The organism is Bacillus sp. KICET-1 (assembly GCF_027721405.1).
GTDB lineage: Bacteria > Bacillota > Bacilli > Bacillales > Bacillaceae > Bacillus > Bacillus velezensis.
In genome coordinates this window covers 219,785-244,888 of the sequence record NZ_CP113515.1, presented here as the reverse complement: position 1 = coordinate 244,888, position 25,104 = coordinate 219,785, and the positions used below count along the sequence as shown (strand labels likewise).

Below are 25,104 nucleotides of genomic sequence, written 5' to 3'. Positions count from 1 at the left end.
AATGTGCGCGGAAATTCTCGCTGTTTTGCGGATGGCTATGGCAGATTTCTGTACAGTCTTCCATTTGTTCCGTTAATTAGACGCATTCGGAAGGGGATTTTGTTTCAGAAAAAATGAATGAAATGCTGTGATTTTCTTAAACTTTTCAGCCCCCGTCCGGCGTCTGTTATATGAAAAGGGTCCCTTGTGCATCTTGGCTGTTGCGGGACGAAAGAAAAAATCCATGATCTGCGGATATCATGGATTTTTTTCTTTCTTTATCTGATGTAGCGGTCTCCGACAAGCAGCTTGGAGATGACGGAGGTCGGTATTGTAAACTCTGTAACGCCCATATATCCGGGTGCCGCTTCATATTCGTCAAATGAAATAACAAGTTTGTGCTTATCTGTAATATAAAAATTCTGGTCGGCGCGGATGGCTTTAAAAGGCTCCGTCATATCATCATCTTCGACCCAGTATATTTTATTCGGATCTTCTTTCATCTGTTTTTTCATTTGTTCTTTAATATTTTGGCTGATGACTTTAATATAACGGTCATCTTTAAATAAGCTCTTTAACGTAAGTACGGCCTCATTCTTTTTATCAATCGTGATGTAACGGCTTTGTGTATAAGAGGAAGCTTGCGTTTTTTCGATATCACGTCGGATTGAGATCAGATCCGCTGTGTCAGTAACGGTTTCATAATCGCTGTAAATACTGAGGTGGCCTTTTTTGCTTTTTGAGGTCGCCTTCATAAATTCCTGATACAGCTTTTTGCTTTCTTTCATGTAATGCCGGTTGATGCTGTCTTCGAGTTTATGATCGGAAAGTCCGGACAGAGCGGGCGTTTTCACATCAATGCTTGATTGGTTCTTTTCTTCCTTCATCTCCGTGAATGTGATGGCTTGGACGACTTTGCCGATGACGGGGATTTTAGACATGGCTTGTGCGGCATCCGGATTGATATTGACAACGGCGGTAAATAAGACGGCCGCAGCGACTGCCGCGGATGTCGGCCACATCACGATTCGTTTTTTCTTCGGTTTCTGCCGAAGGGCTTTTTCGACAATGCTGTCCAGTTCCTTAGGAATGGGCACACTTTTATACTCTTCTCTTAATTGTTCTAATCTCTTTTCCATTAAGAAAGATCCTCCTTCGTCAGCTGAATGCGCATGAGCTTCAGCCCCCTGTAAAGGCGTGTTTTGACGGTGTTGATGTTTTCCCCCGTGATGTCCGCGATTTCTTCTAATTTCAGGTCTTCAAAGAAACGCAGAATGATAATGGTTTTATATTGATGCGGCAGGTCATCGAGCGCTTCGTGAAGGTCTGTGTCCTTGTAGTGATCTTCCTTTCCGCGGCTTAAAAACTCGATCGTTTCATCGTCCATCACTTTCAGTTTTTTCTGTTTGCGGAGAAAATCAATGGCCGTGCGCACTAAAATTTTATAAAACCAGCTTTTGATCACATCGGGGTTTTTGACGGATTCGACCGATGTCAGCGCTTTTTGAATTGATTCCTGAACAATATCTAACGCGTCATCCTTGTTCTTTACGTAACTGTACGCCAGCCGGTAAAAGTCTTCCTTGCGCTCAGTTATGCACGTCACAAGCGACGCTTTGGCTGTTTCGTTCTTCATTGCTTCAAAGGGCTCCTTTTTTAAAAATACGTATCATAGGCTGCTGCCTAAGGATAGACGGGACAGGGTAAAAAATAGTTTGCGCAGAGGGGATCATTTTTAAAAGGAAAAGGAAGGAAAGACGATGAGATGAAAAAAAGAGCCGGAACGGCTCTTTTTCGGATGTGTCTGATATTCAGCTAACGGTTTAGTTCGGTTTGACTAAGATTTTCACTTGGTTTTTCTCTTTGATTAAAGCGCCGAAGCCTTCTTCAATCAGGTCGTCGAGCACGATTTTTTTCGTGACGAGCTTATCTGCTGAGAAGTAGCCCTCTTTCATCAGTGCAAGAACGGAAGGGAAGATGTCACGGTATCCGATAATGCCTTTTACGGTCCGTTCTTTGATGACGATATCGTTCGGATGAATTTCCGCTCCTTTTTCCCAGATGCTGACGATAACCGTTTCACCGGCAATGTTTGTTGACTGGATCGCCTGGCGGAGAACGACAGGAACGCCTGTTACTTCATAAGAAACATCAACGCCGCCGTTTGTGCGTTTAGCGATTTCTTCAACGACATCGTCCGTTTTTGACGGATCAATGATGATAGCGCCGAGTTCTTTCGCTTTTTCCTGACGTTCCGGTGAAAGTTCAACCGCGTAAATATCTGTGGCGCCGGCCGCTTTCAGGGCTTCAATCACAAGCAGCCCGATCGGTCCGCAGCCAAAAACTGCCGCCTTGTCGCCCGCTTTTAATTTGCTTTGGCGGACGGCGTAAAGCGCTACCGCTGACGGCTCAACAAGCGCGCCCTGTTCGTAAGAAAGCTCTTCAGGAAGCTTAAACAGCAATTCTTCGTCAACGGATACATATTCAGAAAATCCGCCGCCGCCTCCGGCTAAGCCTAAGAATCCCATTTGTTCATCAAGGTTATAGGCTCCCTGATGTCCGTGTGTGGCAAAAATCGGTTCCACGACGACACGGTCGCCGACGCTGTAATTTTTGACGCCTTCGCCCACTTCAACGACTTCTCCTGAGAATTCGTGACCCATCGTGACGGGCGCCATTTCGTTTGTTAACGGATGAGGTTCGCCGACCGGAATAAAGATCGGGCCTCCCAAATATTCATGAAGGTCGCTTCCGCAAATCCCGCACCATTTGACTTTAATTTTGACTTTACCCGGTTCTGCTTTAGGTTCATCAATGTTTTCGATTCGAATGTCTTTTTGATTGTGCCATCTTGCCGCTTTCATTGATTATCACTCCTAGTCTGATTGAAACGAGTATAGGTACATGATCAATATGAACCACGGTTAAAAGGAATAAAGTGCCTGCTTCCTAAAGCCTGATTTCTCAAAATATATCATATTACGCAACTATCAATAGGCCTTATAAAAAGTCCATATTGAATGCAGAAATACTCTATGAATATTATAACGCTAATGAATTAAATTTTGTAGTATAATTTACCATGGAATTATATAGAACAGGAAATTGTGCCGTCGTTATGTGCATGTCTCATCACGTTGTAATGAACATGTAAAGTGATTGAAATATTATAATCGTCTTTCTGGTGTATAATTTTGCCTAGAATAAAGAATCAGGAGGACGAAAGCTTGAAGAAGTTATTCTTAGCCTTATTGATTTTAGCAGGAAGCACGCTGGGAGCGATCAGTTACTCTTCTGATGCAAGTGCTAAAAAAGTGAACGGAAATATTACATGGTATAATGGAGTCGGTAAAAAAGGATCTTCCGGTAAAAAACTGGGACACTGGGATTGCGCGACAAAATTAGGATTTGACGTTCCGAGAAACGGAACGAAAATCAGAGCTTATGCGAAAGCAAAACCGAAAAAGGTTATCACCGTATACAAAAATGATGTAGGCCGTCTGCCGAATGCCGTATTGGATGTCAGCCCGAAAGCGTTCAAAGCGCTCGGATATCCGTTAAGCAAAGGAAGAGTATCCGGACACTACAGCTATTAAAATAGACCATCTTAAAAAGCAAGGACACTGATTCTTGCTTTTTCTGATTGACGGAGAGATTGATAATGAAGAAGAAACGATGGATCTGGATGTTGCTGGCCGCCGTTTTGGCGGCGGCGGTCATCGCGGCCGTTTTACTGATTAAAGGAAAAAGCGACGGCGGCGGGAAAGCCGTTGTCTCCGGCGGTCATGACAAGCTGCTTGTTTCCATTACAGACAAAGATCTGATGACGAAATATTACGAGGACGGCCGCGTGCTGTACGAGGAAAAGCTTTCGGCATATCCGGCGTTTGCGCTGGATGATGCCCATCAGGTGCTCTATTTTGTCGGGAATAATGACCAAAATGAGATGCGTCTGTATAAGCTTGATCTGAAGACGAAAAAGAAGACGGTGCTTTATAAAGGAACGGCAAGCGCTGACAGTCTGTTTTTATCAAAGGATCTGACGCACATTTATTTCCGTCTCGGAAAAGCGGATGAAGATATTTTCCGTCTCGCATCTTTTGATTTGAAAACGAAACGTTATGAAAATCTGTATCCCGCCGCCGATGAGAAAGACGACAGTGTAAGCAGCTTCTTTTATAACCGCAGCCAAAACGATTTTGCGCTTCTGCATTATTCCGTAAAAGAGGATTATCAAAAAACGGATGAGGCAAATGAGAAGGGGATTGACCCTGAACCGACGAATATCCGGTTTGCGGCAGGAGCGGGCGAACACCTTCAGGATCTGACAAACCTTGAACAGTTTATCAGCGACGTGGCGGTGTCACCGGACGGAAAGAACCTTGTCTTTACATCTTATACACAAAAAGGGACGGAACAAAAAGCGTCCATCCGTCTGATGAATGTCAAAACGAAAAAAGATGAAACGATTATCTCAAACGGGAAGGACTTCGCTCCGCTGATTGATGCCCAGCCTCAGTTTTCTAAAGACGGCAGCATCATTTATTTCATGGCGGAAGCAAAAGGCGCTAAGCGTCTGAAGGATGAAACGGGGCGGAATGCGAAGGTCCGGACCATTTATGCTTATCATTTGGATACGAAAAAATGCGAAAAAGTCTGGGAAAATGACAACGGCATTATCAACAGTTTTTCCGTCATCCAATCATGAAAAAAACACTCAGCGCCTGCTGGGTGTTTTTTAAATGAACAAAGCTGGCTGCGGCTGAGGCGAGCCATTTGAAAAAACGGAGAATCGGAACGGCAAAATGGAGCGTTTCGATGAATGACTGTGCGGCAAGGTTCATTTTCCGCCGTTTTGCCATTTCCTTCAGATCTTTCTGCTGCCGATCGTTTTTCATGTTCATTACTCCTTTGCATCATAAAAGGACATGATAACGCAAAGGCCTCTCATGAGACATGGAGGCCTTCTCTATGTTGAGACTCGTAAAAGGGAGGTCTAACTTGATGCCGTTTGATTATTGTTTTGGAGATTTACCAACGAACGGACGCCGTCGATCATTTTACTGCCGCAAAGGGGGCAAGTCGGGGTATCACTGCCGGCAAAATTCTTTCTGCTCCAGCCGATACAGTCCTCTTTTGTGCATTCCCACGTACTGACATCTTCTTTAGGCAGCGGTTCCTGATTACGTTTGTTGTAGTAAGACATAAAGTCACTTCTTCCCTTATGAATTTTCGTGCACTCCTTCATTGTCTCATACTTTTCCCTAATCTCCTAATTCCTTTTTCTATCCAGATTTCCAATGAGGGTGCATCGTCTTCCTGTTATTACAGTATATGCAAATAAGCGCCTTCTTATTTTTTCTTTTTGGATAAATGAAAAAAGCCCCTTCTGGAGAAAAGGGGGAGATGTTTGTTTACTGCTTATCCGTGACGTCCATCGGTCTCATCATGTCGTAATCTTCGTGCTCTAAAATATGACAGTGCCATACGTAGCGTCCGCTGTAAGGAGCGAAGGTCGCCGCGATTCTGATGACCTCTCCCGAGTGCGCCTGCACGGTATCTTTCCAGCCTTTTTCACTTGGAGGAGGCGGGACGGCTGGCCCTGTATACACAATGTCGCCGAATTTGTTATAACGCTCTAAGTCAAAAGGACGCCGGTCAAGGATTTGGAAGGACACAAGGTGCAGGTGTATCGGATGGGTTCCCCCCATCGGATTGATAATCGACCAGATTTCCGTTGTGCCGAGCTTCGGCGCTTCTGTCACAGGATCATGCCATCGCTTGTTATTCAGCGTCAAAACGGGCCGGCCGTATTTGTCTTGCGTATTTGTGAGTTTAAGCGTCCTGATATTGTGTATTCTCTTTGATGTCACATTAGGCATTGTTGAAAGATATTTAGGCTTCCGGCTTGTGTCTTCTCCCTTCAGCGGTTTTGTGACGCGGAATTGCATCACATTGGCGTCTGTATCCGGATCGGCGTCGCCCCCGCAGCCGGTGCCGTTCGTTAAAATGATATGTTCTCCGTCAAAGGCGGAGAAATCGATGAGCACATCATACCGCTCTGCCGGGGCTAAGCTGATAGATTGTGTTTTGACAGAGCGGGGAAGCAGTCCGCCGTCAGAACCGATTTGGATAAACTTCCCGCCGTTATTGAGCGAGAGAGAAAATGTTCTCGTATTGGAGGCATTAAGGATGCGGAAGCGATATGTCCGCGGTTCAACTTCCATATACGGCCACGCTTTACCATTAACGAGAATGGTATTTCCGCAAAAAAACGGGACGATGGAAGGATCGGGCAGCGTTTCGGAAGGGTTAGCAGGTCCGCTCGGATAAGACAAGGAACCGTCGTCATTTAACGTGCGGTCCAAAATCATAAGCGGTACGTCATACTCTCCGGAGGGAAGCTTCAGCTGCTTTTCTTTTCGCTCGCGGATGATATACATCCCGGCAAGCCCGGCGTACACATTGAGCCTCGTAATCGCCATGGCGTGATCGTGATACCATAACAGAGCCCCGCGCTGTTTGTTTGGATAATGGTATACCTCTTTCTCAAAATAAGGACCCGTTTCCTTAAAATCCTTTGTGAACCATGCTTCCGGGTAGCCGTCGCTGTCCGGCGGGGTTGCTCCTCCGTGTAAATGGACGACGGTTTTGACATCGGGTTCCTGATGGCCGCTTTCTGAATGGTGAATGGTATGATCCACGGGCAGAAAATGCTTATCCGGAAGGTCATTCATCCATTTAATATAGACGTTCTCATCTTGGTTCACGTCGATCGTCGGGCCGGGAAATAAACCGTTATACCCCCACAGCCGGGTCGGCGGGAGATCGCGGTGCAGCTTGTGAAAGCATTCCTTCATGGTGACTTCATAATACGTGCTGCCGTCTGATTTCTTCTGCGGCTGGAGTGTTTCGATAATCGGCAGTTCATCTGCAAATTTTTCTAGTGCCATTTTTCATCCTGTCCTTATCATTTATTGAAATCCTGTACTACAGTTAATGCTGCCTGGAACAGGTTGGTTAAAAAAACACCCGCCCTTTTTTGAGGGGGGTGTTTGCGGTTATTGCGCAACCCGGCTTTCGGAAGCGCTCTCTTTCGGTTTTTGTTTTTTGCGGAATACATATGAGGCAAGCACCAGCAGAGTAATAAATCCTGTCAGCAGAAATTCAGACCGCATTGAACTGATAAACAGCATAGATAACAAGATGGCGCAAATGGCGATGATCGTCAGGTAGGTTAAGTACGGATAGAACCACATTTTGATTTTAAGAGATTCAGGGTTTGTCCGTTCGATTTTCTTTCTCATTCTCAGATGTGAGACGGCGATGACGAGATAGACGAGCAGTGCGATCGCCCCTGATGAATTGACCAGAAATAAGAATACGGAGTCGGGAGAAAAGTAGTTCATAACAACGGCAATATAGGAGAAAAAGGTGCCGGCGATAATGGCTTGAACCGGTACGCCTCTTTTACTCAGTTTCATAAAACGCCGCGGCGCTTCATTTCGTTCTGCCAGTGAATACAGCATCCGTGACGTCGTATAAAGCCCGGAGTTCAGGCAGGACAGAACGGCTGTCAGGACGATAAAATTCATGATTTGAGCGGCTGCGGGAACCCCGATATGGCTCAAAACGGCAACGAAGGGGCTTTCCAAAATATTGGCTGAATCCCACGGCAGCAGTGTGACCACAACCGCAATGGAGCCGACGTAAAAAATAATGATCCGCCAAACGACTGAGCGGGTCGCCTTTGTGACGGATTCGACCGGATTTGACGTTTCTCCCGCTGCGATTGCGACGATTTCAGATCCCATGAAAGAAAAAATGACAACGACGATGCCGAGCAGAACGGAACTTGGACCTTTAGGGAAAAATCCGCCGCTGCCCGCCAGATTTTCCAGCCCGACCGGCTTGCTGCCGGGGATGATTCCGAAAATGAACGCAAATCCCGCGATTAAGAAGACAACGATCGTCGCTACCTTCACTAAGGAAAGCCAGTATTCAAATTCGCCGAACGATTTAACTGAATAAATATTCGTCAGTGTTAACAGCACGGTCAGAAGCAGACTCGTCAGCCATAACGGAATGCCCGGGAACCAGTACTGTATGATTCCGGCGCCTGCAATGGCTTCAATGGCAATGACGATGACCCAGAAAAACCAATACAGCCATCCGATCGTAAAACCGGCCCAAGGACCGATGGCGTCATGCGCGTACTGTGAAAACGAACCGCTTGTCGGGTTGACGGAGGACATTTCCCCCAGCATTCTCATAATAAAAATCACTAATAATCCTGCTAAAGCGTAGGAGACAATCGCTCCGGGTCCGGTGGAATGAATGACGGATCCGCTTCCGACAAATAATCCGGCGCCGATCACGCCGGCAATTGAAATCATAGTCATATGCCGGGTTTTTAATCCCTTTGATAAAGAGTTAGGCTGATTCATTCTTTGCCTCCTTTTGGCTTGTTTATGCTGAATATTCCGACAAGTATTATTCTATCATAAATGCCACAGACAGTTGAAAATGATGTAAGAAAATATGACATTTTTTTCTCATCCGTACAGCAGTAGTGCCGGGATGAAAGAGGAACATGCCATTGACCATTCACACGTTCATATGGAGCCTCTCCAGCTGAAATAAAGCTTCCTTTCTAAAGGGAGCTTTTTCCTTTTTCAGACTGGAAACAATTCGCTGGAAACGTTTTTTTATACTGTTTATATTTTGTGGTAAAGTTAGGTTACGATAATTGAAATTTGAGAGATGACTAGGAGGAGAAGAATGGCTTATAAAGAAGAGCTGCATCCGCTGCTGGAGAAAGCCGTTGAGCATATTGAAAACATCATCATAGGAAAACGGGATATCGCCATACTCAGTCTGGCCGCCATTCTTGCAAAAGGGCATGTGCTGCTGGAAGACGTGCCGGGAGTCGGAAAAACGATGATGGTCCGCGCTTTGGCCAAGCTGATCGGAGCTGACTTTAAGAGGATTCAGTTCACGCCGGATCTTCTGCCGTCAGACGTGACGGGTGTCTCTATTTATAATACGAAAACGATGGAATTTGAATACCGCCCGGGACCGATCATGGGGAATATCGTGCTGGCTGATGAAATTAACAGAACCTCTCCGAAAACGCAGTCTTCCCTGCTTGAGGCGATGGAGGAAGGGAATGTCACGATTGACGGAAAGACAATGCGGCTGGCTGAGCCGTTTTTCGTCATGGCCACACAAAACCCGGTTGAATATGAAGGAACGTATCCGCTTCCCGAAGCCCAGCTTGACCGGTTTTTATTTAAGCTGCGCATGGGCTACCCGACTGCCGAGGAAGAGCTTCAAGTTCTGTCTTTGCAGGAAGGGCGCAATCCGCTTGAAACAATCGAGCCCGTCATTTCTAAAGAACAGTTTATCAGCCTTCAGCAAAAACTGGAGCAGGTGCGGGTGGATGATGGAATTAAAGCGTATATCGTCGGCATTACTCAGCATACCCGCCGGCATCCGTCCGTACATCTGGGCGTAAGTCCGCGTGGTTCAATCTCATTAATGAAAGCCGCGCAGGCGTACGCGCTGCTTCATGACCGCGATTACGTCATTCCTGATGACGTCCAGTATTTGGCTCCGTATACGCTGCCGCACAGAATGATCTTGACCGCCGAGGCGAAATTTAACGATGTGACGCCGGAAGCGATTATAGAAGACATCATGCAAACGGAAAAAGTGCCCGTTCAAAGGATGTCGGTCCGCTAATGAGAAAGAAGATGCATTGGCTTCTATATGGCTGGAAGCTGCTTATGTTGGCCGTACTGACGGCGGCTGTCTTCTCTTATGCCATGTTTCAGGGCGGATTTGTGAGCTGGTTTTTATTTTATGCGTTTTTGCCGTTTACCGTTTACGCCGGGCTGGTCGCTGTGTACCCGCTGCGGGCGTTTCAGGTGACGCGTGACGTGTCCTCTGCCCAGTTAACCTCAGGCGACAGGCTGTCTGTCACCATCAGGCTGACGAGGCGCCTGCCGTTTCCGCTGACATATATGGTCATTGAAGATGTGATGCCGGAAACGCTTGGCGAGAGGCGCAGTGCGAAACAGCTCGTGTTTCCGTGGTTTCAAAGGAAGCTGACGTTACAATATGAGCTGCCGCAGGTGCCGCGCGGAGAGCATCATTTACATACGATAAGAGTGCGGACGGGAGATGTTCTCGGGCTTTTGGACAAGACGGCGTCGTTTTCCGTTACGGATACGGTTCTGGTTTTCCCGGCGTACGGGTCTGTTCACTATAAGCCGCAGGCCGCATCCGGAGAAGAGGGTGCGGCTGCCGGCGCTCCGTTTCAGGTACACCGCTCCGCAATGGCTGCGAGCGTCAGAAATTATCAGCCGGGCGACCGGTTTTCCGCACTTGACTGGAAAACATCAGCGCGGCGAAATGAGCTGATGACGAAGGAATTTGACCCGCTGCAGAGTGTGAATATGACTCTCCTTTTGGACTGCAGGCCGTCCCCATCGTTTGAAGCCGCGGTATCAGCTTCGGCATCCCTGCTTTACACGGCGCTTGTGAAGGGCTCTCCCGCAGGATTTATTTCATTGGGGAGCGACCGGACCGTATTTCCCGTCCGGGAGGGAGACCGGCATTTCAGAAAGATGCTGCGTTACCTGGCATCAGCTTCAGAATCGGAAGAAGCTGATGCAGGCGGGCGTTTAGGAAAAGAGCTGGCGGATCCGCGCGTCCGCAAAGCTTCCATTGCCGTCGTGACGGGCAGTCTTACAGAAGACCTTCTCAAACAGGCTGAGCCCGGCCGTGCTGACATGACGGTGTTTTTGGCGAAAGAAACGAATGCCGCGCTTTCAGAGAAAGAACGGAAACTCGCTCTCATCTTCGCTCAAAAAAATATTAAGGTGCAAATGATCAGGGACAAACGGGTGTCCCATGTTGTTTAGAAAGAGAGGTGGCGCGCCATGCCGCATGACGAGAACCAGGGAAGCAGGCTGAGTCTGCTGCTGTTTTATTTTCTCGCTTTTTTATTGTTATGGGAATGGCTCAGGCCGCTGCACAATTTTACAGATACAAAACATACCGGTTTTTTCATCGTTTTTATCGGTTTGGCATTTCTGCTGTCATTCTTCCGGATGAGGTGGTACGTCACCGTGCCGTCCTGCATTCTGTTTACGTTGATCAGTATTCACATCCTGTTTTATAAAGGTTCGGTTTTTCAGCCGGAATGGCTCGTTTCTTTTTTGCGGGACGTGATGCAAAATGCCCGCCACATCGGGTCCGGAAGATGGAATGACATGAATCCGTCATTCCGCACATTGCTGTTTTTTGTGCTTTTATGGCTGCTCGTGTATTTGCTGCATTACTGGGTGATCTATCAGCGGAAAATATTATTCTTTTTTATCATGACGGTGGCGTATATCACCGTGCTTGATACGTTTACTCCTTATGATGCCGCGTACGCCGTCATCCGGATCGTCTTTATCGGCTTTTTGATGATGGGGCTTTTGTATATGGAGCGCATCCGGCTTACGGAACACATAGCGTTTAAAAAAAGATTGATACTCAAATGGTTTCTGCCGCTGATGCTGTTTATCTGCGCTTCCGTCGTGTTCGGGCTGGCGGCTCCGAAATCAGACCCGAACTGGCCGGACCCCGTGCCGTTTCTTAAAAAAATAACAAACCACAAGGAAGTGCCCGCCGCCGAAAGCAAAATCGGCTACGGCAATCATGATGAAACATTGGGCGGCCCTTTTCAGCAGGATGATACGCCGGTTTTTACATGGAAGGGAAAAGAACGGGCGTACTTCCGGGTGGAAACGAAGGATACATACACGGGGAAAGGCTGGGTGGAGACCGATCAGGGCATGTCCTATAAACTGAACGGCGGCAACGTGGAAGATATATGGTTTGACCGGAGTGTGCAGACGAGCCGGTATACGGCACAGGTGTCCATTGATGAGAATTATCTCTATAATCACGTCATGTATCCGATCGGCGTCTCCAATATTAAACCGAAGCACTCGATTCAGCTTGAAATGAACGGAAACACCGAGCAAATTACGCCGGTCAGTGAACAAGTGGGCAACATCCGCAATATGGGACGGTACACGGTGACTTTTCAGGCGCCCGTCTTTAAGCTGAATGATCTCAGAAAAGTGAAAGTGAAACGATACCGTGAGCAGAATCAATTCAATGACCGGTATTTACAGGTCCCCGACAGCCTTCCGAAAAGAGTGAGACAGCTTGCGGACAGACTGACGCGGGATCATCATAATATGTTCGATAAAGCGAAGGCGATCGAGGATTATCTCGGATCTTCCGCATTTTCGTATAATACACAGGATGTCGCGGTTCCGGAGCCCAATCAGGATTATGTCGATCAATTTCTGTTTGAAACGAAAAGAGGATATTGTGATAACTTTTCATCGGCAATGGCTGTGCTGCTCCGCTCTGCGGGAATTCCCGCCCGTTGGGTGAAGGGCTATACATCCGGCGAATATAAAGGGGCAGGCGACCATAACGGCCACATTTATGAAGTCACAAACAATAACGCCCATTCGTGGGTAGAAGTGTATTTTCCCGATCAGGGCTGGGTGACGTTTGAGCCGACAAAAGGCTTCACCAATCCGACGGAGTTTACGTCAGAGCAAAATCATACCGCGGCAAAAGACAGCGGAGGCTCAGCGGGGAATTCGGATTCACCGTCTGACAAGCAGCGTCAGGAAACAAAGCCAGAAAAAGAAGAAACACCGAAAAAGCGGGATCACAGTGCGGCACCGCAGCCTGTGATCCGCAACAAAACCGCGGCACACCTGTGGCCGTATGCAGCCATCGTCATCGTGATTTCAGCCGCGGCGGCACTCGCCTGGCTGCTCCGGGCGCGCTGGATTCCGCACGTTACAGCAGCCAGATTGAAGCGGCGAACGGATGAAGACGTCTTTTTCGACGCATATGCCGCGCTGCTCCGCCAGCTGAAACGAAAAGGATTCAGCAGGGGAGACGGAGAAACACTGCGCGATTTTGCCGCGAGGATTGACGAGGCGTACCATACAAACGACATGTCCGAGCTGACGCTGCTCTATGAGCGGGCCTTATACCGCAGGGATAATGCAGCGGAGCTTTGGAATGAATCGGGACAGTTGTGGGAAAATATAATTAAAAGAAGATAGTCTTGACCGCATATCGTCCTGTTGTTAGAATAAATGAATGTTAAATGGGAGCCCGGGAGCGTTAAAAAGCCGGGCTTCCGGACAAGTCTTGCCGACAGAGGGCTGAACGTGTGTCCTCCGTTTTTTCTGTGTCAAAAACTTAGAGGAGATTAGGTGACAACCATGACGAAGTTAGTGAATGAAATGATTCTTGTTCTTGATTTCGGCAGTCAGTATAACCAGCTGATTACCCGCCGGATCCGTGAATTTGGCGTATATAGCGAGCTGCATCCCCATACGTTGACAGCTGAGGAAATCAAAGAAATGAATCCAAAAGGAATTATCCTTTCAGGCGGACCAAACAGTGTATATGATGAAGGGTCTTTCCGCTGTGATGAAAAAATCTTTGAACTTGATATTCCTGTATTGGGCATCTGCTACGGCATGCAGCTGATGACTCATTACCTCGGAGGGAAAGTCGAGGCGGCAAGCCAGCGCGAATACGGAAAAGCGAGCATTCAGATTCAAGGAACTCCTGACTTGTTCAAAGATCTTCCGGAAGAACAAGTTGTCTGGATGAGCCACGGCGACTTAGTCGTACAAGTGCCGGAAGGGTTTACGGTAGACGCGACAAGCCATCACTGCCCGAACTCGGCGATGAGCAAAAAAGACAAAAAATGGTACGGTGTTCAGTTCCATCCGGAAGTCCGTCATTCAGAATACGGAAATGACCTTCTGAAAAACTTTGTCTTCGGGCCTTGTGAATGTAAAGGCGAATGGTCAATGGAAAACTTTATCGAAATCGAAATGCAAAAAATCCGCGAAACCGTCGGAGACAAACAAGTGCTTTGCGCTTTGAGCGGCGGAGTCGATTCTTCTGTCGTAGCCGTTTTGATTCATAAAGCGATCGGCGACCAGCTGACTTGTATTTTCGTAGATCACGGCCTTCTCCGCAAAGGCGAAGCGGAAGGCGTCATGAAAACGTTCAGCGAAGGCTTTAATATGAATGTCATTAAAGTTGATGCGAAAGACAGATTCTTAAACAAGCTGAAAGGTGTTTCTGATCCTGAGCAAAAACGCAAAATCATCGGCAACGAATTCATTTACGTGTTTGATGATGAAGCGGACAAGCTGAAAGGAATCGACTACCTTGCGCAAGGAACGCTTTACACAGACATTATTGAAAGCGGAACGGCAACTGCGCAAACGATCAAATCGCACCACAATGTCGGCGGACTTCCTGAAGATATGCAGTTTGAACTGATCGAACCGCTGAACACTCTTTTCAAAGATGAAGTGCGCGCGCTCGGCACAGAGCTCGGCATCCCGGATGATATCGTATGGCGTCAGCCGTTCCCGGGCCCTGGACTTGGCATCCGCGTACTCGGCGAAGTAACGGAAGAAAAACTTGAGATCGTTCGTGAATCAGACGCGATTCTGCGTGAAGAAGTGGCGAACCACGGCCTTGAGCGCGACATCTGGCAGTACTTCACGGTTCTTCCTGACATCCGCAGCGTCGGCGTCATGGGAGATGCGAGAACGTATGATTACACAATCGGTATCCGTGCCGTAACATCAATTGACGGCATGACATCTGACTGGGCGCGTATCCCTTGGGATGTGCTTGAAGTGATTTCGACACGGATCGTCAATGAAGTGAAACACATCAACCGCGTCGTGTATGACATTACGAGCAAGCCGCCTGCAACGATTGAGTGGGAATAATGAGAAAAGCCTCAAATCTTTTATTTATAAAGATTTGAGGCTTTTTTAATTTACATGGTTCTAGGAATAATGGGCCTTTTATCATTAACACCGGAGAAGATGTACAGCAGTTTTTTATATATTCGAGTTTTTTAATCAGTTGTATTCCTAATATTCTCCCTATAATTTCATTTTTTCTAATAAAACTGAATTCATAAAATATTCATTTAATAACAAATAATGTATGTTATTATGAATATATACAAATAAAACATATGATGGTTTGAGTTTTCCAAGGGGTTTTTTATCTTCTGCATTCAGTTCTTTAGAAACGCAGAAGGTTTCTAATTTGTAGAAAAAAATGTTGAAAGAGGCTCGGAAGGATGGAAAAACATATTTTATTTTTTAATGCTACTTATATTAAAAAAATTTCTACTTTGGAGACTGCTAAAAATTTGGGCTTGACGGTTTCTGTTGTCGGCCCTGAACTGCCTGAATGGTCGCGGCCGTTCGTTGACCATTACATTTCCGCAAATACTTATCAGATTGATGAGACTATAGCTGTTCTGAAGGAAACTGCCAAAGAAAATCCTTTTGATGGAGTCATTACATTCTGGGATAGAGATGTGGTTCCGGTGGCGGTAACTGCCCGAGAACTTAACTTAAAGGGCAGTCCGGTGGAAGCGGCAGAACGGGCTCGAAACAAATGGAAGATGCGTCAATTTTTGAACCGCGCACAAGTTCCTCATCCAAAATATTGCAAATTTACAAATTGGACCGAATTATATCATGCAAGCATTGAGATGGAATACCCATTGATCGTTAAACCTGTGGGTGCTTCTGCCAGTAAAGGCGTATTCCGAATATCAAAGCCTGAAGATTTAAATCGCGCATATCAGCAGCTGTTAAACGCTGCGGTGCCGGAAAACGATAAAATGTTTTCTTTTTATCAAAACGAGTATATTGTTGAAGAGTTTATGAACGGACAAGAAGTCAGCATTGAGGGAGTGATTTCCGACGGAGTCATTCACTTTGCAGGTGTTACTGAAAAATGGACGGATCAGTATTTCGAAGAATACCAGCATGCATTTCCCGCCAGGCTGCCGGAGGCTGTGGAACGTGAATTATTCCACATCACCAGTGAAGGGATAAAAGCTTTGGAGCTGAACAATTGTGGTTTTCATGCCGAGGTCATGATCACAGAGAAAGGGTGCAAGATTATCGAGATCAACGGTCGTCTGGGCGGCGATTTTATTACTACCCATTTGGTTCCTCTAGCCAAAGGTATAAATATAACGCGCGCAAACCTATTGGCTGTTTTAGGAGAAACAATAAGCTTTGAAGCTTCGAAAAGAAGAGCTGCCTGCGTCAGGTTTTTAATTGCAGACCGTGCTGGTGTGATAGAAAAGTGGGAAGGTGTCGAATCGATCAAAGAAATGCCCGGGGTCGTTGAATTTGTTTTAGAAAAGCAGCCGGGCGATCATGTTGGCCTGCCGCCTGAAAAGTTTCATGATTCCCGGATTGCTTATGTCATCACAGAAGCCGAAGATACAGAAAAAGCGATCGAATATGCTCAAAATGCTTTATCTGAAGTGAGGTGTTTCATCAATGGAGAGGAAAAGACTGTTCCTGATCGGGATTCCTGAAACGCATATTGAGAAGGCCGTTGCGAGGGCAAAACAACTTGGTTTTGACGTCTTATTAGGAGATACAGAAGCTTCATTAAAAAAATATGAGCATTTAATAAAGGAAGCTGACCAAAAAATCGCATTAGATTATACCAATCATGAGAATCTATTCTCAGTTGCTAAAGAAATCCATGACAAAGAGCCTTTAGATGCTATATTTACTTTCAAAGAAGCCGGCTTATTCAATGTATCCAAACTTCAGCAGGCATTTCATTTAAAAGGAAATCCTCCGTCTGTGGTGCAAGCATGCCTTGATAAATATACAACGCGCCGGCTTTTAAAAAAGGCAGGACTAAACTCTCCCGATTTTGGATTGTGCAGGAGCGTGGAAGACGTATACGATTTTTGGAATACATCTCAACATCCTATCATTTTAAAGCCGAGATCTCAGCAAGGCAGTATAGGCGTCATAAAAGTTGAGAAAAAAGAGGACATTGAGGCGTGTTTTAAAGAGTGTTCAAAACATGACGAGGAGAAGTCAGTATTAGCCGAAGAATTTATAGAAGGGCAGGAAATTTCAATAGAAGCCGTTGTCTGCCAAGGCAAGGCCGACATATTTGGTGTGACCGAAAAGTTGCTATACCCCGGGACTTTTGTAGAATCTGGGCATATATCGCCGTATAAACATAAAGAAAAACATCAGGATTTGTATAAGAATCTGGTCAAGGAAGTTGTTCATGCCATGGGGATCGTATTTGGCCCCTTGCATATTGAAGGGTATCACACAAATAAAGGATTTGTGGTTGGCGAGGTACACACCCGCTATGGCGGAGACAACATAGTGACCATTACAGAAATCGCCATGAAATGTGATATGCATACACCTATTTTTGCGGAACTGGCGGGCATCCCATATCAACCGGAAAGGAAACATGCTCAAAGCGAAGTATGCGCCGTTCGTTTTTTAGAAACGAACCAAGGGGTTGTACGCGCAATCAAAGGGATCAGCGATCTCAAAATGATGGGGAATGTAGTAGATTTTCATGTAAATTGCAGTGTCGGTGATAGAATCAGACCGATCAAAAACAGCTACGATAGAGCAGGATGGATGATTGTAAAGGGGAAAAATGAGCGAGAAGTCAATCACGCATTACATGATGCGATTGACAAAATAAAAATAATCATTAGGTGAAGGGGAGAATGATGGTGAAAAACAGAAAATCATCAATTTTTAGAGATGCTTTAAACAGTAAAGGTTTGGTGAAAGTTGCGGGAGCTCATGACGGTTTAAGCGCCAAATTAGCAGAGAAAAACGGATTTAATGCCGTATGGGCAAGCGGTTTGGGAATCTCGGCTGTGCAAACTGTACCTGATGCCAGTATATTAACGATGACTGAATTTCTTGAAGCCGCCGTCATTATGAATGAATCATGCAATTTGCCGGTCATCGCTGACTGTGATTCCGGCTACGGGAACATTCACAATGTCACCCGCATGATCAAAAAATACGAAGCTGCTGGTATTGCCGGAGTTTGTATTGAAGATAAAGTATATCCAAAATTAAACTCATTTGACGACAGACAACAGATCCTTGTCAGTACTGAAGAATTTTGCGCAAAAATTAGAGCCGCAAAGATGGCTCAGCAAAATGACGATTTTGTATTGATTGCCCGTGTCGAAGCTTTAATTGCTAAATTGGGTCAAGAAGAAGCCTATACAAGAGCAAAAGCTTATGTTCATGCTGGAGCAGATGCAATTTTAATTCATTCAAAAGAACAATCGCCTGATGAAATTATTGAGTTTGTTAACAATTGGGACGTGGATGCGCCGTTGGTTGTGGTTCCGACTAAATATCCGACGCTCTCAATGGAACAGCTTGAGAAATTGGGAGTGAAGGTTTCCATCTATGCGAATCAGGCGTTGCGCGCTTCTGTTAAGGCTATAAATGATACATTCGAAAGCATTATAAATAATAAATCGTCTTTGCAGATTGAAAATGACATCGTGAGCGTTAATGAGATATTTGACATTCAAGACGTTCCGGGGATGAAGCAACTGGAGCGTTTGATCCATAGACAGCCGGCTAACTGAGGTTTTTGTATCGTGCTATTTTAAGAATGGCCCATAAAGACATTGGAGGCGTTTGAATTGAATAAAAGATTATCCGATAGAGTCATGAATATAAAACCTTCGGCCACTATGTCATTAAATGCCAAAACGAAGATAATGGTAAAAGAAGGAAAAGACATTATAAATATGAGTGTCGGAGAACCGGATCTTCATCCGCCATTAACAGCCTCATATGCAGGAATTCAGGCAATAGTGAAGGGGAAAACCGGGTATACGCCGGCAGCAGGGCTGATTGAATTAAGAGAATCCATTGTGCGATATCTGCTTAACGAACGAGGTTTAGAATATAAACCAAACCAAATAATTGCATCTGCCGGGGGAAAACAGCCGCTATATAATGTTTTTCAAGCAATTTGTGATCAAGACGACGAAGTTATCCTCCCTTCACCTTACTGGGTATCTTATCCGGAACAAATCAAACTGTCGGGGGCGGTTCCTGTTATTGTAAGCTGTGATGAAACTACAAATTTTAAAATCACACCCGAGAAGCTTGCAGAAGTAATTACCCCTAAGACAAAAGCTGTTGTTATCACATCTCCCAATAATCCGACAGGGTCCGTTTATTCAGAAAATGAACTGAAAGCTTTAGGAAATGTGTTGAAAGATTATTCTGGAATTTTTATCATTTCCGATGAGATTTATGATCAGTTTGTGTATGAGGGCAAGCATATCAGTCTGCCGCTCATTTTTCCCGAATTGCTGAATCGGACCATCATAACGAATGGATTTTCCAAAGTCTTTGCAATGACTGGATGGAGGCTCGGCTATATCGCAGCCCCATCGGATATAGCCGAAGCCATTGCCAGCTTTCAAAGCCATGCTACAGGCAGCCCGTCAACTATTTCTCAATATGCCGGTATTTCTGCTTTAAACGGTTTTGACAAGTCGATGGTCGAAGAATACAAAAAAAGACGCGATATATTAGTCGATGGTTTAAATCAAATTGAGGGCATTCAATGCACCAAACCAAATGGAGCCTTTTATGCGTTTCCGAACGTTTCACAATTTTTCGGAACAATGTTTGAAGATCAACAAATAATTGATGCGGAGACATTTTGTCATCTTCTGTTGGAAAAACAGCACGTGTCAGCTGTTCCCGGCACAGCATTCGGAGAGCCGAAAAACATTCGTTTGAATTTTGCCATCCCAAAGGATCTTATCACAGAGGCTTTGAAAAGAATTAATAATTTTACAACTCAGCTGGCAGTTAAGGTATAACAGAGCGCTGAAAGCTTAAACGAGCCTCTTTATATCTGCATCTAATGTTTAGGCAGATGGTTTTTTGAAAGGCATACGATTAAGAATTCACCCTGTGGGCTGGAATATCATTTTAGGCACCTTGTTTAGCAGAATGTCAGTCTCGATGAGCATTCCCTTCCTTTCTATTTATCTAACACAAGTAAAAGGTGTTTCTCCTGCTTTAACCGGCATCATTGTTTCAGTAAGTTCGCTGGCTGGGATTGTAATGAGCTTTTACGGAGGGTATTTGTCTGATCTTTTTGGCAGGAAAATTGTGATGATAACGTCTGTATTTTGTTGGGCGCTTGTTTTTGTAAGTTTTATGTTTGCAGATAGTGTACTCGCATTTTTTGTCATCAATGCGCTTAACGGGCTGTGTCAATCTATCTTTGAACCGGCGTCAAGAGCATTATTATCCGATATAAGCAAAGAAGAAAATCGTTTGAAGATGTTTAATTTGCGATATACTGCGATTAATATCGGCGTAGTTTTCGGTCCTCTTTTAGGCCTTAGATTGGGAGCTGCCAAGACGGCTCTCCCATTTCTGTTCGCAGGTTTTACATATTTTCTTTATGGTCTATCTCTCGTATTTTCATTCCGAAAATTTAAATTAGACGAGAACAATCGAAAAGAAAATAAAACGACTATTGCTACGGCTTTTAATGTGACAAGGAAAGACAAGGTTTTTCTTATCACATTACTTGGAGTGATATTATCAATATCCGGATATGCGCACTTTTCTACAACATTGCCCCAATATTTTGCCGCCAAAATAGAGGACGGGGTGACCATATTTTCATGGCTTTTAGCTTTGAATGCAATTGTCGTCTTAATTGTTCAATACCCTATTGTGAATATCATGAAAAAGTTCCCGCCGATTCATTCAATCATTCTGGGAAATGCTTTAATTAGTTTCAGTTTATTATTTTTTTCGCTATCGTCCAACCCATTCATATGGGGCTCTATCGTCGTGTTTTTCACAATAGGGGAAGTTTTGATTTTTTCGATGGTTGATATGCTGGTGGATGAAATTGCAAAACCAGGCTTCAAAGGGACATACTTTGGAGCAGCAGGCTTTAACCGTTTAGGAAATGTAATCGGTCCTTGGCTGGGAGGGATTCTTCTTTCCTTTTTTGGTGTAAACGGGTCCTTCTATATGTTTTTGATCATTTTTATAACGACAGCCTCGGGAATTCCGGTTTTATTTTTGGCAAAAAAACATCTTGATAAGAGCGGACATTCAAAAGTTGATGTAACAGAATCTCATAGGAGTTAAATGTTTTAACACAATGAAGAATTAATGGCAAAGTATTTGAACCTCAAAGGTTTAAAGGCTTTTTTCTTTTCAGCAGCGCCCCATCAGAATGGGAAACAAGAGTGTTTATATTTTTGGGGAGAGGAATACAGACTGAACGGCGAACAAAGAAGGTATTAATCTAAGGGACTGACCCCATAAGATGAGACAAATAAAAAACACCTTCAAGTTTGAAAACGGATCGTTGTTATCCGAAATTAGACTTTGAGGCGTTTTTTTTCATCTTTTTGAAACCGTTTTGCCCTGATTCATATCTAACAGCATAGGAGGTGGATAAGGTGAAGGAAGAACGATTGATCAAAAAGGCGAAAAAAGGTGATGCCTCAGCCTTTGAAAAACTGATCACAACCCATCAGGAGACTTTATATAAAACAGCTTATCTCTATTTGCATCACAAGGAAGATACACTGGACGCTGTTCAGGAAACGGCTTACAAGGCTTTTCTTCATATCGCGCAGCTGAAGGAGCCGAAATATTTTAAAACGTGGCTGATCCGGATTCTGCTTCATACGATTTTTGCGATGAGGAAAAAGCACGGAGACGTCATTCCGTTTGAGCCGCAGCATGATACGCGCGCGGAGAATAAGAACATTGAAGAATACATAGATCTTCGGAATGCCCTTGAAACGCTTGACGAACATATACAGCTGACCATTCAGCTTTATTATTTTCAAGATTTCTCGATTGCTATGATCGCTGAACAGACCGGAATGGCCGAAGGCACTGTAAAAACGCATCTCCACAGGGCGAGAAAAGCATTGAAGCAGGAGCTGGAAAAGGAGGATAAACACATATGGAAAAGCATCAAATGAAGCAATTGTATCAGAACATTGACGTGCCGAAAGCTGAATTGAAAAACGTGATACATAGCGCCGCTGTCCGTGCCGGAAAAGAAGGCGCCGTCAGACGGAGATGGGGACGAAAAGTGATAAACGGCCTTGCGGTTGCTGCTGCTTTGTTTATTCTGTATCTGTCCTCAGGCTTGTTCATGCCCTCCGTTAATACGGCTATGGGAAACATTCCTGTTGCCGGACAAATTTACAGTCTGTTTCAGGATAAGGCAGGTTCTGCGCTGTTTAAAAGCAATTTGGTGACAAAACTGAACGAGAAAGCGGAATCACGCGGAATCACGGTGACAGTGAAAAGTGTGTATTACGACAGCGGACAGCTCGTTTACAATTTTATCGTTGATAATTTGAAATCAGATGAGGAGAGCATCTCTTTTCAAGTTGATTATAAAGATCCACGGAATATGTTAGCAGAGGATTATGACAGCAGTGATATGAAAAAAATGAAAGACGGGCGGTACGCGGGGCAGCTTCGCCTGTTCACGGACGGCTCAAAGCTGAAAGACGGTGATAAGCTTCCGCTTGTCATTACACAAATCAAGGATATCCCCGGAAACTGGCGCTTTACACTCCCTATTAAAAAACAAAAGTCCGTTTCTCTTGAAGGAACGAAAGCTGTGAATGTAAATCACGGATTATACCGCTTTTTCGATATCCGGGCGGAAAACGGAACGACGGGATCGGCTCTCCTGTATTCTATCGACTTCTATGATGCAGCCAAAAATGATGCCATCTCGATTTACGAGGCAACGGATGATGCCGGAAACCATTATGAAATGACGGCGTCGAATATTGAACTTGGCGGCAGAAAGAATCTTCCCGGCGGCGGGAAAAGAATACGCGGCCAAACTCAATTCAGCAAACCGATAGACCCGAAAGCGAAAACACTTTTCATAACGGGCGATATAAAAACAGAATCAGAGCCGGGAGAAATCGTGCCTCTGAAAACAAAACTGCCCGTCAGTTATAAAACGAAACATCATCATGTCGGCATTACCATCAAAAAGATCAAACAGCAAGGCAGAACGGTAATCGTCGATTATCAATTCACCGGAATCAATTACAGCAAGGCGGATGAAGATCAGCTGATCAATGTCGGTGAGTCAATCGGTCTCGGCAATACGAAAAAAATGAAAACCTGGCCATCGCTTAATGAGTATGAAAAAGGCTATTATCTGAAAGAGAATAAGGCGAAAGTCACGAACCTTAAAACGGGTGAAATGGAATCCGTTTTTGAATTAGATGATTCAACCGATAAAGACTATTCGTTGCGCGATTTCTCATTCGATTCATACGCTTTGTACGTCAATCAAACGGTTATGAACTTGCTGGCGGATGACAAGGGGATCACATTCGCGGTGCCGGTTCGGCCTGCGGACGGAAAATGATGTCGGGAAGGCGGCTTTTGCCGTCTTCCATTTTTGGTCAATTAACGAATAAACCAAATTTTTTTACCGGGATTGTTCGTTTTTTTTATTGAGTTTTCAAAATTGAATTGATACAATAGACTCAGAAATCAAATATGCAGATATCGTATAATGGCGGGGATATGGCCCGCAAGTTTCTACCAAGCTACCGTAAATGGCTTGACTACGGATCAATCTCAATCGTTTGATATAAATAATCCATTCTTATTTATTCAGACTGAACGTATGTAGTCAAGCGTCCCAAATGTATTTGGGGCGTTTTTTATTTGGCGGATAACGGGCAGAATAAATGGGAGAGAATGAAGGAGGCAATTGGCTTGAAGCAATTTTTTCAGTTTGATGAGCTGGGGACAAGCTATCGTAATGAAATCATCGGCGGTTTAACGACCTTTTTGTCAATGGCGTACATTCTGTTCGTCAATCCGCTGACATTGTCTTTAAACGGTGTGAAGGGATTTCCGGAAGCATTAAAAATTGATCAGGGCGCGGTGTTCACCGCTACAGCCTTGGCGTCTGCGGCCGGCTGTATTTTAATGGGGCTCATTGCAAAGTATCCGATCGCGATTGCGCCGGGTATGGGATTAAATGCGTTTTTTGCTTTCTCTGTCGTCCTCGGCATGGGGATTTCATGGCAGGCTGCGCTTTCCGGCGTCTTGATTTCCGGAATTATCTTCGTGGCGCTTTCGCTGACGGGACTGCGGGAAAAAATCATTAATGCGATTCCGCCTGAGCTGAAATTGGCGGTCGGCGCGGGTATCGGTTTGTTTATCACATTTGTCGGTTTGCAGGGTTCGGGCATTATTGAAGCGAACTCATCGACTCTGGTGTCTATCGGCAATATTCACAGCGGCCCTGTGCTTCTGACGGTTTTCGGTGTTATTGTGACTGTCATTCTGATGGTGCTTCGCGTAAACGGCGGCGTATTTATCGGAATGCTTCTGACGGCGGTTGCCGGCATGGTCTGCGGGCTGATTCCGGTTCCGACGCACATTGTCGGCAGCGTGCCGAGTCTTGCGCCGACTTTCGGACAGGCGTGGATGCATCTTCCGGATATCTTCTCCGTACAAATGCTGATTGTCATTTTAACTTTCTTGTTCGTCGGGTTTTTCGATACGGCCGGAACGCTGGTGGCTGTAGCGACACAGGCCGGGCTGATGAAGGAAAACAAACTTCCGCGTGCGGGAAGAGCGCTTCTGGCAGATTCAACATCAATCGTTATCGGAGCCGTACTCGGTACGTCTACAACGACTTCTTATGTTGAATCCAGCTCAGGCGTTGCGGCGGGGGCGCGCTCCGGCTTCGCGGCTGTTGTGACGGGCATTCTCTTTTTGCTGGCGATGTTTTTCTCGCCGCTTCTGTCAGTTGTCACCACGAATGTGACGGCTCCGGCTTTAATTATTGTCGGCGCGCTGATGGTGGCGCCGCTCGGTAAGATCGCCTGGGATAAATTCGAGGTGGCTGTGCCGGCATTCTTAACGATGATTATGATGCCGCTGACGTACAGCATTGCGACGGGGATTGCGATCGGTTTTATATTCTACCCGATTACAATGATCTGCAAAGGAAAAGGAAAAAGCGTTCACCCGATTATGTACGGGCTGTTCGTCATCTTTATCCTGTATTTCATCTTCTTGAAATAACGGAAAAACCGGCTGAGGAAAGCCGGTTTTTTGTTTTTGTCCTATTCCGTAAAACCAATAC

The 25,104-nt window shown here is 45.3% G+C and carries 21 protein-coding genes and 1 riboswitch; of the genes, 14 read left to right on the top strand and 7 right to left on the bottom strand.

Annotation, left to right across the window (positions count from 1 at the left end):
• Positions 1-257: 257 nt before the first annotated feature.
• The 3 genes from rsiV to OVA33_RS01175 form a co-directional block, all read right to left on the bottom strand.
• On the bottom strand, positions 258-1,118 hold the full coding sequence (gene rsiV / locus OVA33_RS01185; protein ID WP_014417080.1) for an anti-sigma-V factor RsiV: 861 nt from the start codon (positions 1,116-1,118) through the stop codon (positions 258-260).
• Positions 1,118-1,615 (bottom strand): RNA polymerase sigma factor SigV, encoded by a 498-nt coding sequence (locus OVA33_RS01180; RefSeq protein WP_003155802.1) that lies wholly within the window; start codon positions 1,613-1,615, stop codon positions 1,118-1,120. The genes rsiV and OVA33_RS01180 overlap by 1 nt, the downstream gene beginning before the upstream one ends.
• Positions 1,616-1,802: 187 nt before the next feature.
• Positions 1,803-2,843, bottom strand: coding sequence for a 2,3-butanediol dehydrogenase (locus OVA33_RS01175; RefSeq protein ID WP_003155800.1), 1,041 nt, complete (start codon positions 2,841-2,843; stop codon positions 1,803-1,805).
• Positions 2,844-3,206: 363 nt separating this feature from the next.
• Between OVA33_RS01175 and OVA33_RS01170 the strand changes: the two genes are divergently transcribed.
• A complete protein-coding gene (locus OVA33_RS01170; protein ID WP_007408877.1) occupies positions 3,207-3,575 on the top strand; it encodes an RlpA-like double-psi beta-barrel domain-containing protein in 369 nt (122 codons plus the stop codon).
• Between the two features lie 65 nt (positions 3,576-3,640).
• Entirely contained in the window at positions 3,641-4,687 is a 1,047-nt protein-coding gene (locus OVA33_RS01165; protein ID WP_012116984.1) for a TolB family protein, read from the top strand.
• On the opposite strand, the gene OVA33_RS01160 is transcribed toward OVA33_RS01165, so the two are convergent.
• The 4 genes from OVA33_RS01160 to gabP all read right to left on the bottom strand — a co-directional run bounded on the left by OVA33_RS01160 (position 4,674) and on the right by gabP (position 8,426).
• A complete protein-coding gene (locus OVA33_RS01160) occupies positions 4,674-4,877 on the bottom strand; it encodes a hypothetical protein (protein ID WP_017419005.1) in 204 nt (67 codons plus the stop codon). The genes OVA33_RS01165 and OVA33_RS01160 overlap by 14 nt on opposite strands.
• Positions 4,878-4,975: 98 nt before the next feature.
• Entirely contained in the window at positions 4,976-5,185 is a 210-nt protein-coding gene (locus OVA33_RS01155; protein ID WP_007408879.1) for a cold-shock protein, read from the bottom strand.
• Between the two features lie 208 nt (positions 5,186-5,393).
• Positions 5,394-6,932: an outer spore coat copper-dependent laccase CotA gene (gene cotA, locus OVA33_RS01150; RefSeq protein WP_014417082.1), complete on the bottom strand. Its 1,539-nt coding sequence runs from the start codon at positions 6,930-6,932 to the stop codon at positions 5,394-5,396.
• Between the two features lie 108 nt (positions 6,933-7,040).
• Complete coding sequence (gene gabP / locus OVA33_RS01145) at positions 7,041-8,426, bottom strand: GABA permease (RefSeq protein WP_017419007.1); 1,386 nt, start codon at positions 8,424-8,426, stop codon at positions 7,041-7,043.
• A gap of 334 nt (positions 8,427-8,760) precedes the next feature.
• Here gabP and OVA33_RS01140 point away from each other — a divergent pair, with 334 nt between their 5' ends.
• The 12 genes from OVA33_RS01140 (at position 8,761) to OVA33_RS01085 (ending at position 25,043) form a co-directional block, all read left to right on the top strand.
• Entirely contained in the window at positions 8,761-9,723 is a 963-nt protein-coding gene (locus OVA33_RS01140) for an AAA family ATPase (protein WP_012116989.1), read from the top strand.
• On the top strand, positions 9,723-10,907 hold the full coding sequence (locus OVA33_RS01135; protein WP_017419010.1) for a DUF58 domain-containing protein: 1,185 nt from the start codon (positions 9,723-9,725) through the stop codon (positions 10,905-10,907). The genes OVA33_RS01140 and OVA33_RS01135 overlap by 1 nt, the downstream gene beginning before the upstream one ends.
• Before the next feature lie 18 nt (positions 10,908-10,925).
• On the top strand, positions 10,926-13,133 hold the full coding sequence (locus OVA33_RS01130) for a DUF4129 domain-containing transglutaminase family protein (RefSeq protein ID WP_128974189.1): 2,208 nt from the start codon (positions 10,926-10,928) through the stop codon (positions 13,131-13,133).
• Positions 13,134-13,295: 162 nt separating this feature from the next.
• Positions 13,296-14,837 carry a glutamine-hydrolyzing GMP synthase gene (gene guaA, locus OVA33_RS01125; protein WP_065180619.1) on the top strand — a complete coding sequence of 514 codons (1,542 nt, stop codon included), beginning with the start codon at positions 13,296-13,298 and terminating at the stop codon, positions 14,835-14,837.
• Between the two features lie 362 nt (positions 14,838-15,199).
• Positions 15,200-16,462, top strand: a complete 1,263-nt coding sequence (locus OVA33_RS01120; protein WP_025649885.1) for an ATP-grasp domain-containing protein — start codon at positions 15,200-15,202, stop codon at positions 16,460-16,462.
• Positions 16,425-17,636, top strand: a complete 1,212-nt coding sequence (locus tag OVA33_RS01115) for an ATP-grasp domain-containing protein (protein WP_025649886.1) — start codon at positions 16,425-16,427, stop codon at positions 17,634-17,636. The genes OVA33_RS01120 and OVA33_RS01115 overlap by 38 nt, the downstream gene beginning before the upstream one ends.
• Before the next feature lie 8 nt (positions 17,637-17,644).
• Positions 17,645-18,535 carry an isocitrate lyase/phosphoenolpyruvate mutase family protein gene (locus OVA33_RS01110; protein ID WP_014417091.1) on the top strand — a complete coding sequence of 297 codons (891 nt, stop codon included), beginning with the start codon at positions 17,645-17,647 and terminating at the stop codon, positions 18,533-18,535.
• 57 nt (positions 18,536-18,592) lie between these two features.
• The gene (locus OVA33_RS01105) at positions 18,593-19,792 is read left to right on the top strand and encodes a pyridoxal phosphate-dependent aminotransferase (RefSeq protein WP_128974190.1); all 1,200 of its coding nucleotides are present in this window, start codon (positions 18,593-18,595) and stop codon (positions 19,790-19,792) included.
• A gap of 64 nt (positions 19,793-19,856) precedes the next feature.
• Entirely contained in the window at positions 19,857-21,089 is a 1,233-nt protein-coding gene (locus OVA33_RS01100) for an MDR family MFS transporter (RefSeq protein ID WP_061861925.1), read from the top strand.
• A gap of 317 nt (positions 21,090-21,406) precedes the next feature.
• Positions 21,407-21,940, top strand: coding sequence for a sigma-70 family RNA polymerase sigma factor (locus OVA33_RS01095; RefSeq protein ID WP_025649887.1), 534 nt, complete (start codon positions 21,407-21,409; stop codon positions 21,938-21,940).
• Positions 21,922-23,364: a DUF4179 domain-containing protein gene (locus OVA33_RS01090; protein ID WP_128974191.1), complete on the top strand. Its 1,443-nt coding sequence runs from the start codon at positions 21,922-21,924 to the stop codon at positions 23,362-23,364. The genes OVA33_RS01095 and OVA33_RS01090 overlap by 19 nt, the downstream gene beginning before the upstream one ends.
• Positions 23,365-23,487: 123 nt before the next feature.
• A riboswitch (purine riboswitch) is annotated at positions 23,488-23,589 on the top strand.
• Positions 23,590-23,720: 131 nt separating this feature from the next.
• Positions 23,721-25,043 (top strand): NCS2 family permease, encoded by a 1,323-nt coding sequence (locus tag OVA33_RS01085; RefSeq protein ID WP_007408891.1) that lies wholly within the window; start codon positions 23,721-23,723, stop codon positions 25,041-25,043.
• Positions 25,044-25,104: the final 61 nt, after the last annotated feature.

Coding starts and splice junctions, on each gene's coding strand:
- OVA33_RS01165 (WP_012116984.1), top strand. CDS start 3,641: ATGAAGAAGAAACGATGGATCTGGATGTTGCTGGCCGCCGTTTTGGCG.
- OVA33_RS01180 (WP_003155802.1), bottom strand. CDS start 1,615: ATGAAGAACGAAACAGCCAAAGCGTCGCTTGTGACGTGCATAACTGAG.
- cotA (WP_014417082.1), bottom strand. CDS start 6,932: ATGGCACTAGAAAAATTTGCAGATGAACTGCCGATTATCGAAACACTC.
- OVA33_RS01160 (WP_017419005.1), bottom strand. CDS start 4,877: ATGAAAAACGATCGGCAGCAGAAAGATCTGAAGGAAATGGCAAAACGG.
- guaA (WP_065180619.1), top strand. CDS start 13,296: ATGACGAAGTTAGTGAATGAAATGATTCTTGTTCTTGATTTCGGCAGT.
- OVA33_RS01155 (WP_007408879.1), bottom strand. CDS start 5,185: ATGTCTTACTACAACAAACGTAATCAGGAACCGCTGCCTAAAGAAGAT.
- OVA33_RS01130 (WP_128974189.1), top strand. CDS start 10,926: ATGCCGCATGACGAGAACCAGGGAAGCAGGCTGAGTCTGCTGCTGTTT.
- OVA33_RS01175 (WP_003155800.1), bottom strand. CDS start 2,843: ATGAAAGCGGCAAGATGGCACAATCAAAAAGACATTCGAATCGAAAAC.
- OVA33_RS01115 (WP_025649886.1), top strand. CDS start 16,425: ATGGAGAGGAAAAGACTGTTCCTGATCGGGATTCCTGAAACGCATATT.
- OVA33_RS01110 (WP_014417091.1), top strand. CDS start 17,645: ATGATGGTGAAAAACAGAAAATCATCAATTTTTAGAGATGCTTTAAAC.
- OVA33_RS01135 (WP_017419010.1), top strand. CDS start 9,723: ATGAGAAAGAAGATGCATTGGCTTCTATATGGCTGGAAGCTGCTTATG.
- OVA33_RS01120 (WP_025649885.1), top strand. CDS start 15,200: ATGGAAAAACATATTTTATTTTTTAATGCTACTTATATTAAAAAAATT.
- OVA33_RS01090 (WP_128974191.1), top strand. CDS start 21,922: ATGGAAAAGCATCAAATGAAGCAATTGTATCAGAACATTGACGTGCCG.
- OVA33_RS01140 (WP_012116989.1), top strand. CDS start 8,761: ATGGCTTATAAAGAAGAGCTGCATCCGCTGCTGGAGAAAGCCGTTGAG.
- gabP (WP_017419007.1), bottom strand. CDS start 8,426: ATGAATCAGCCTAACTCTTTATCAAAGGGATTAAAAACCCGGCATATG.
- rsiV (WP_014417080.1), bottom strand. CDS start 1,118: ATGGAAAAGAGATTAGAACAATTAAGAGAAGAGTATAAAAGTGTGCCC.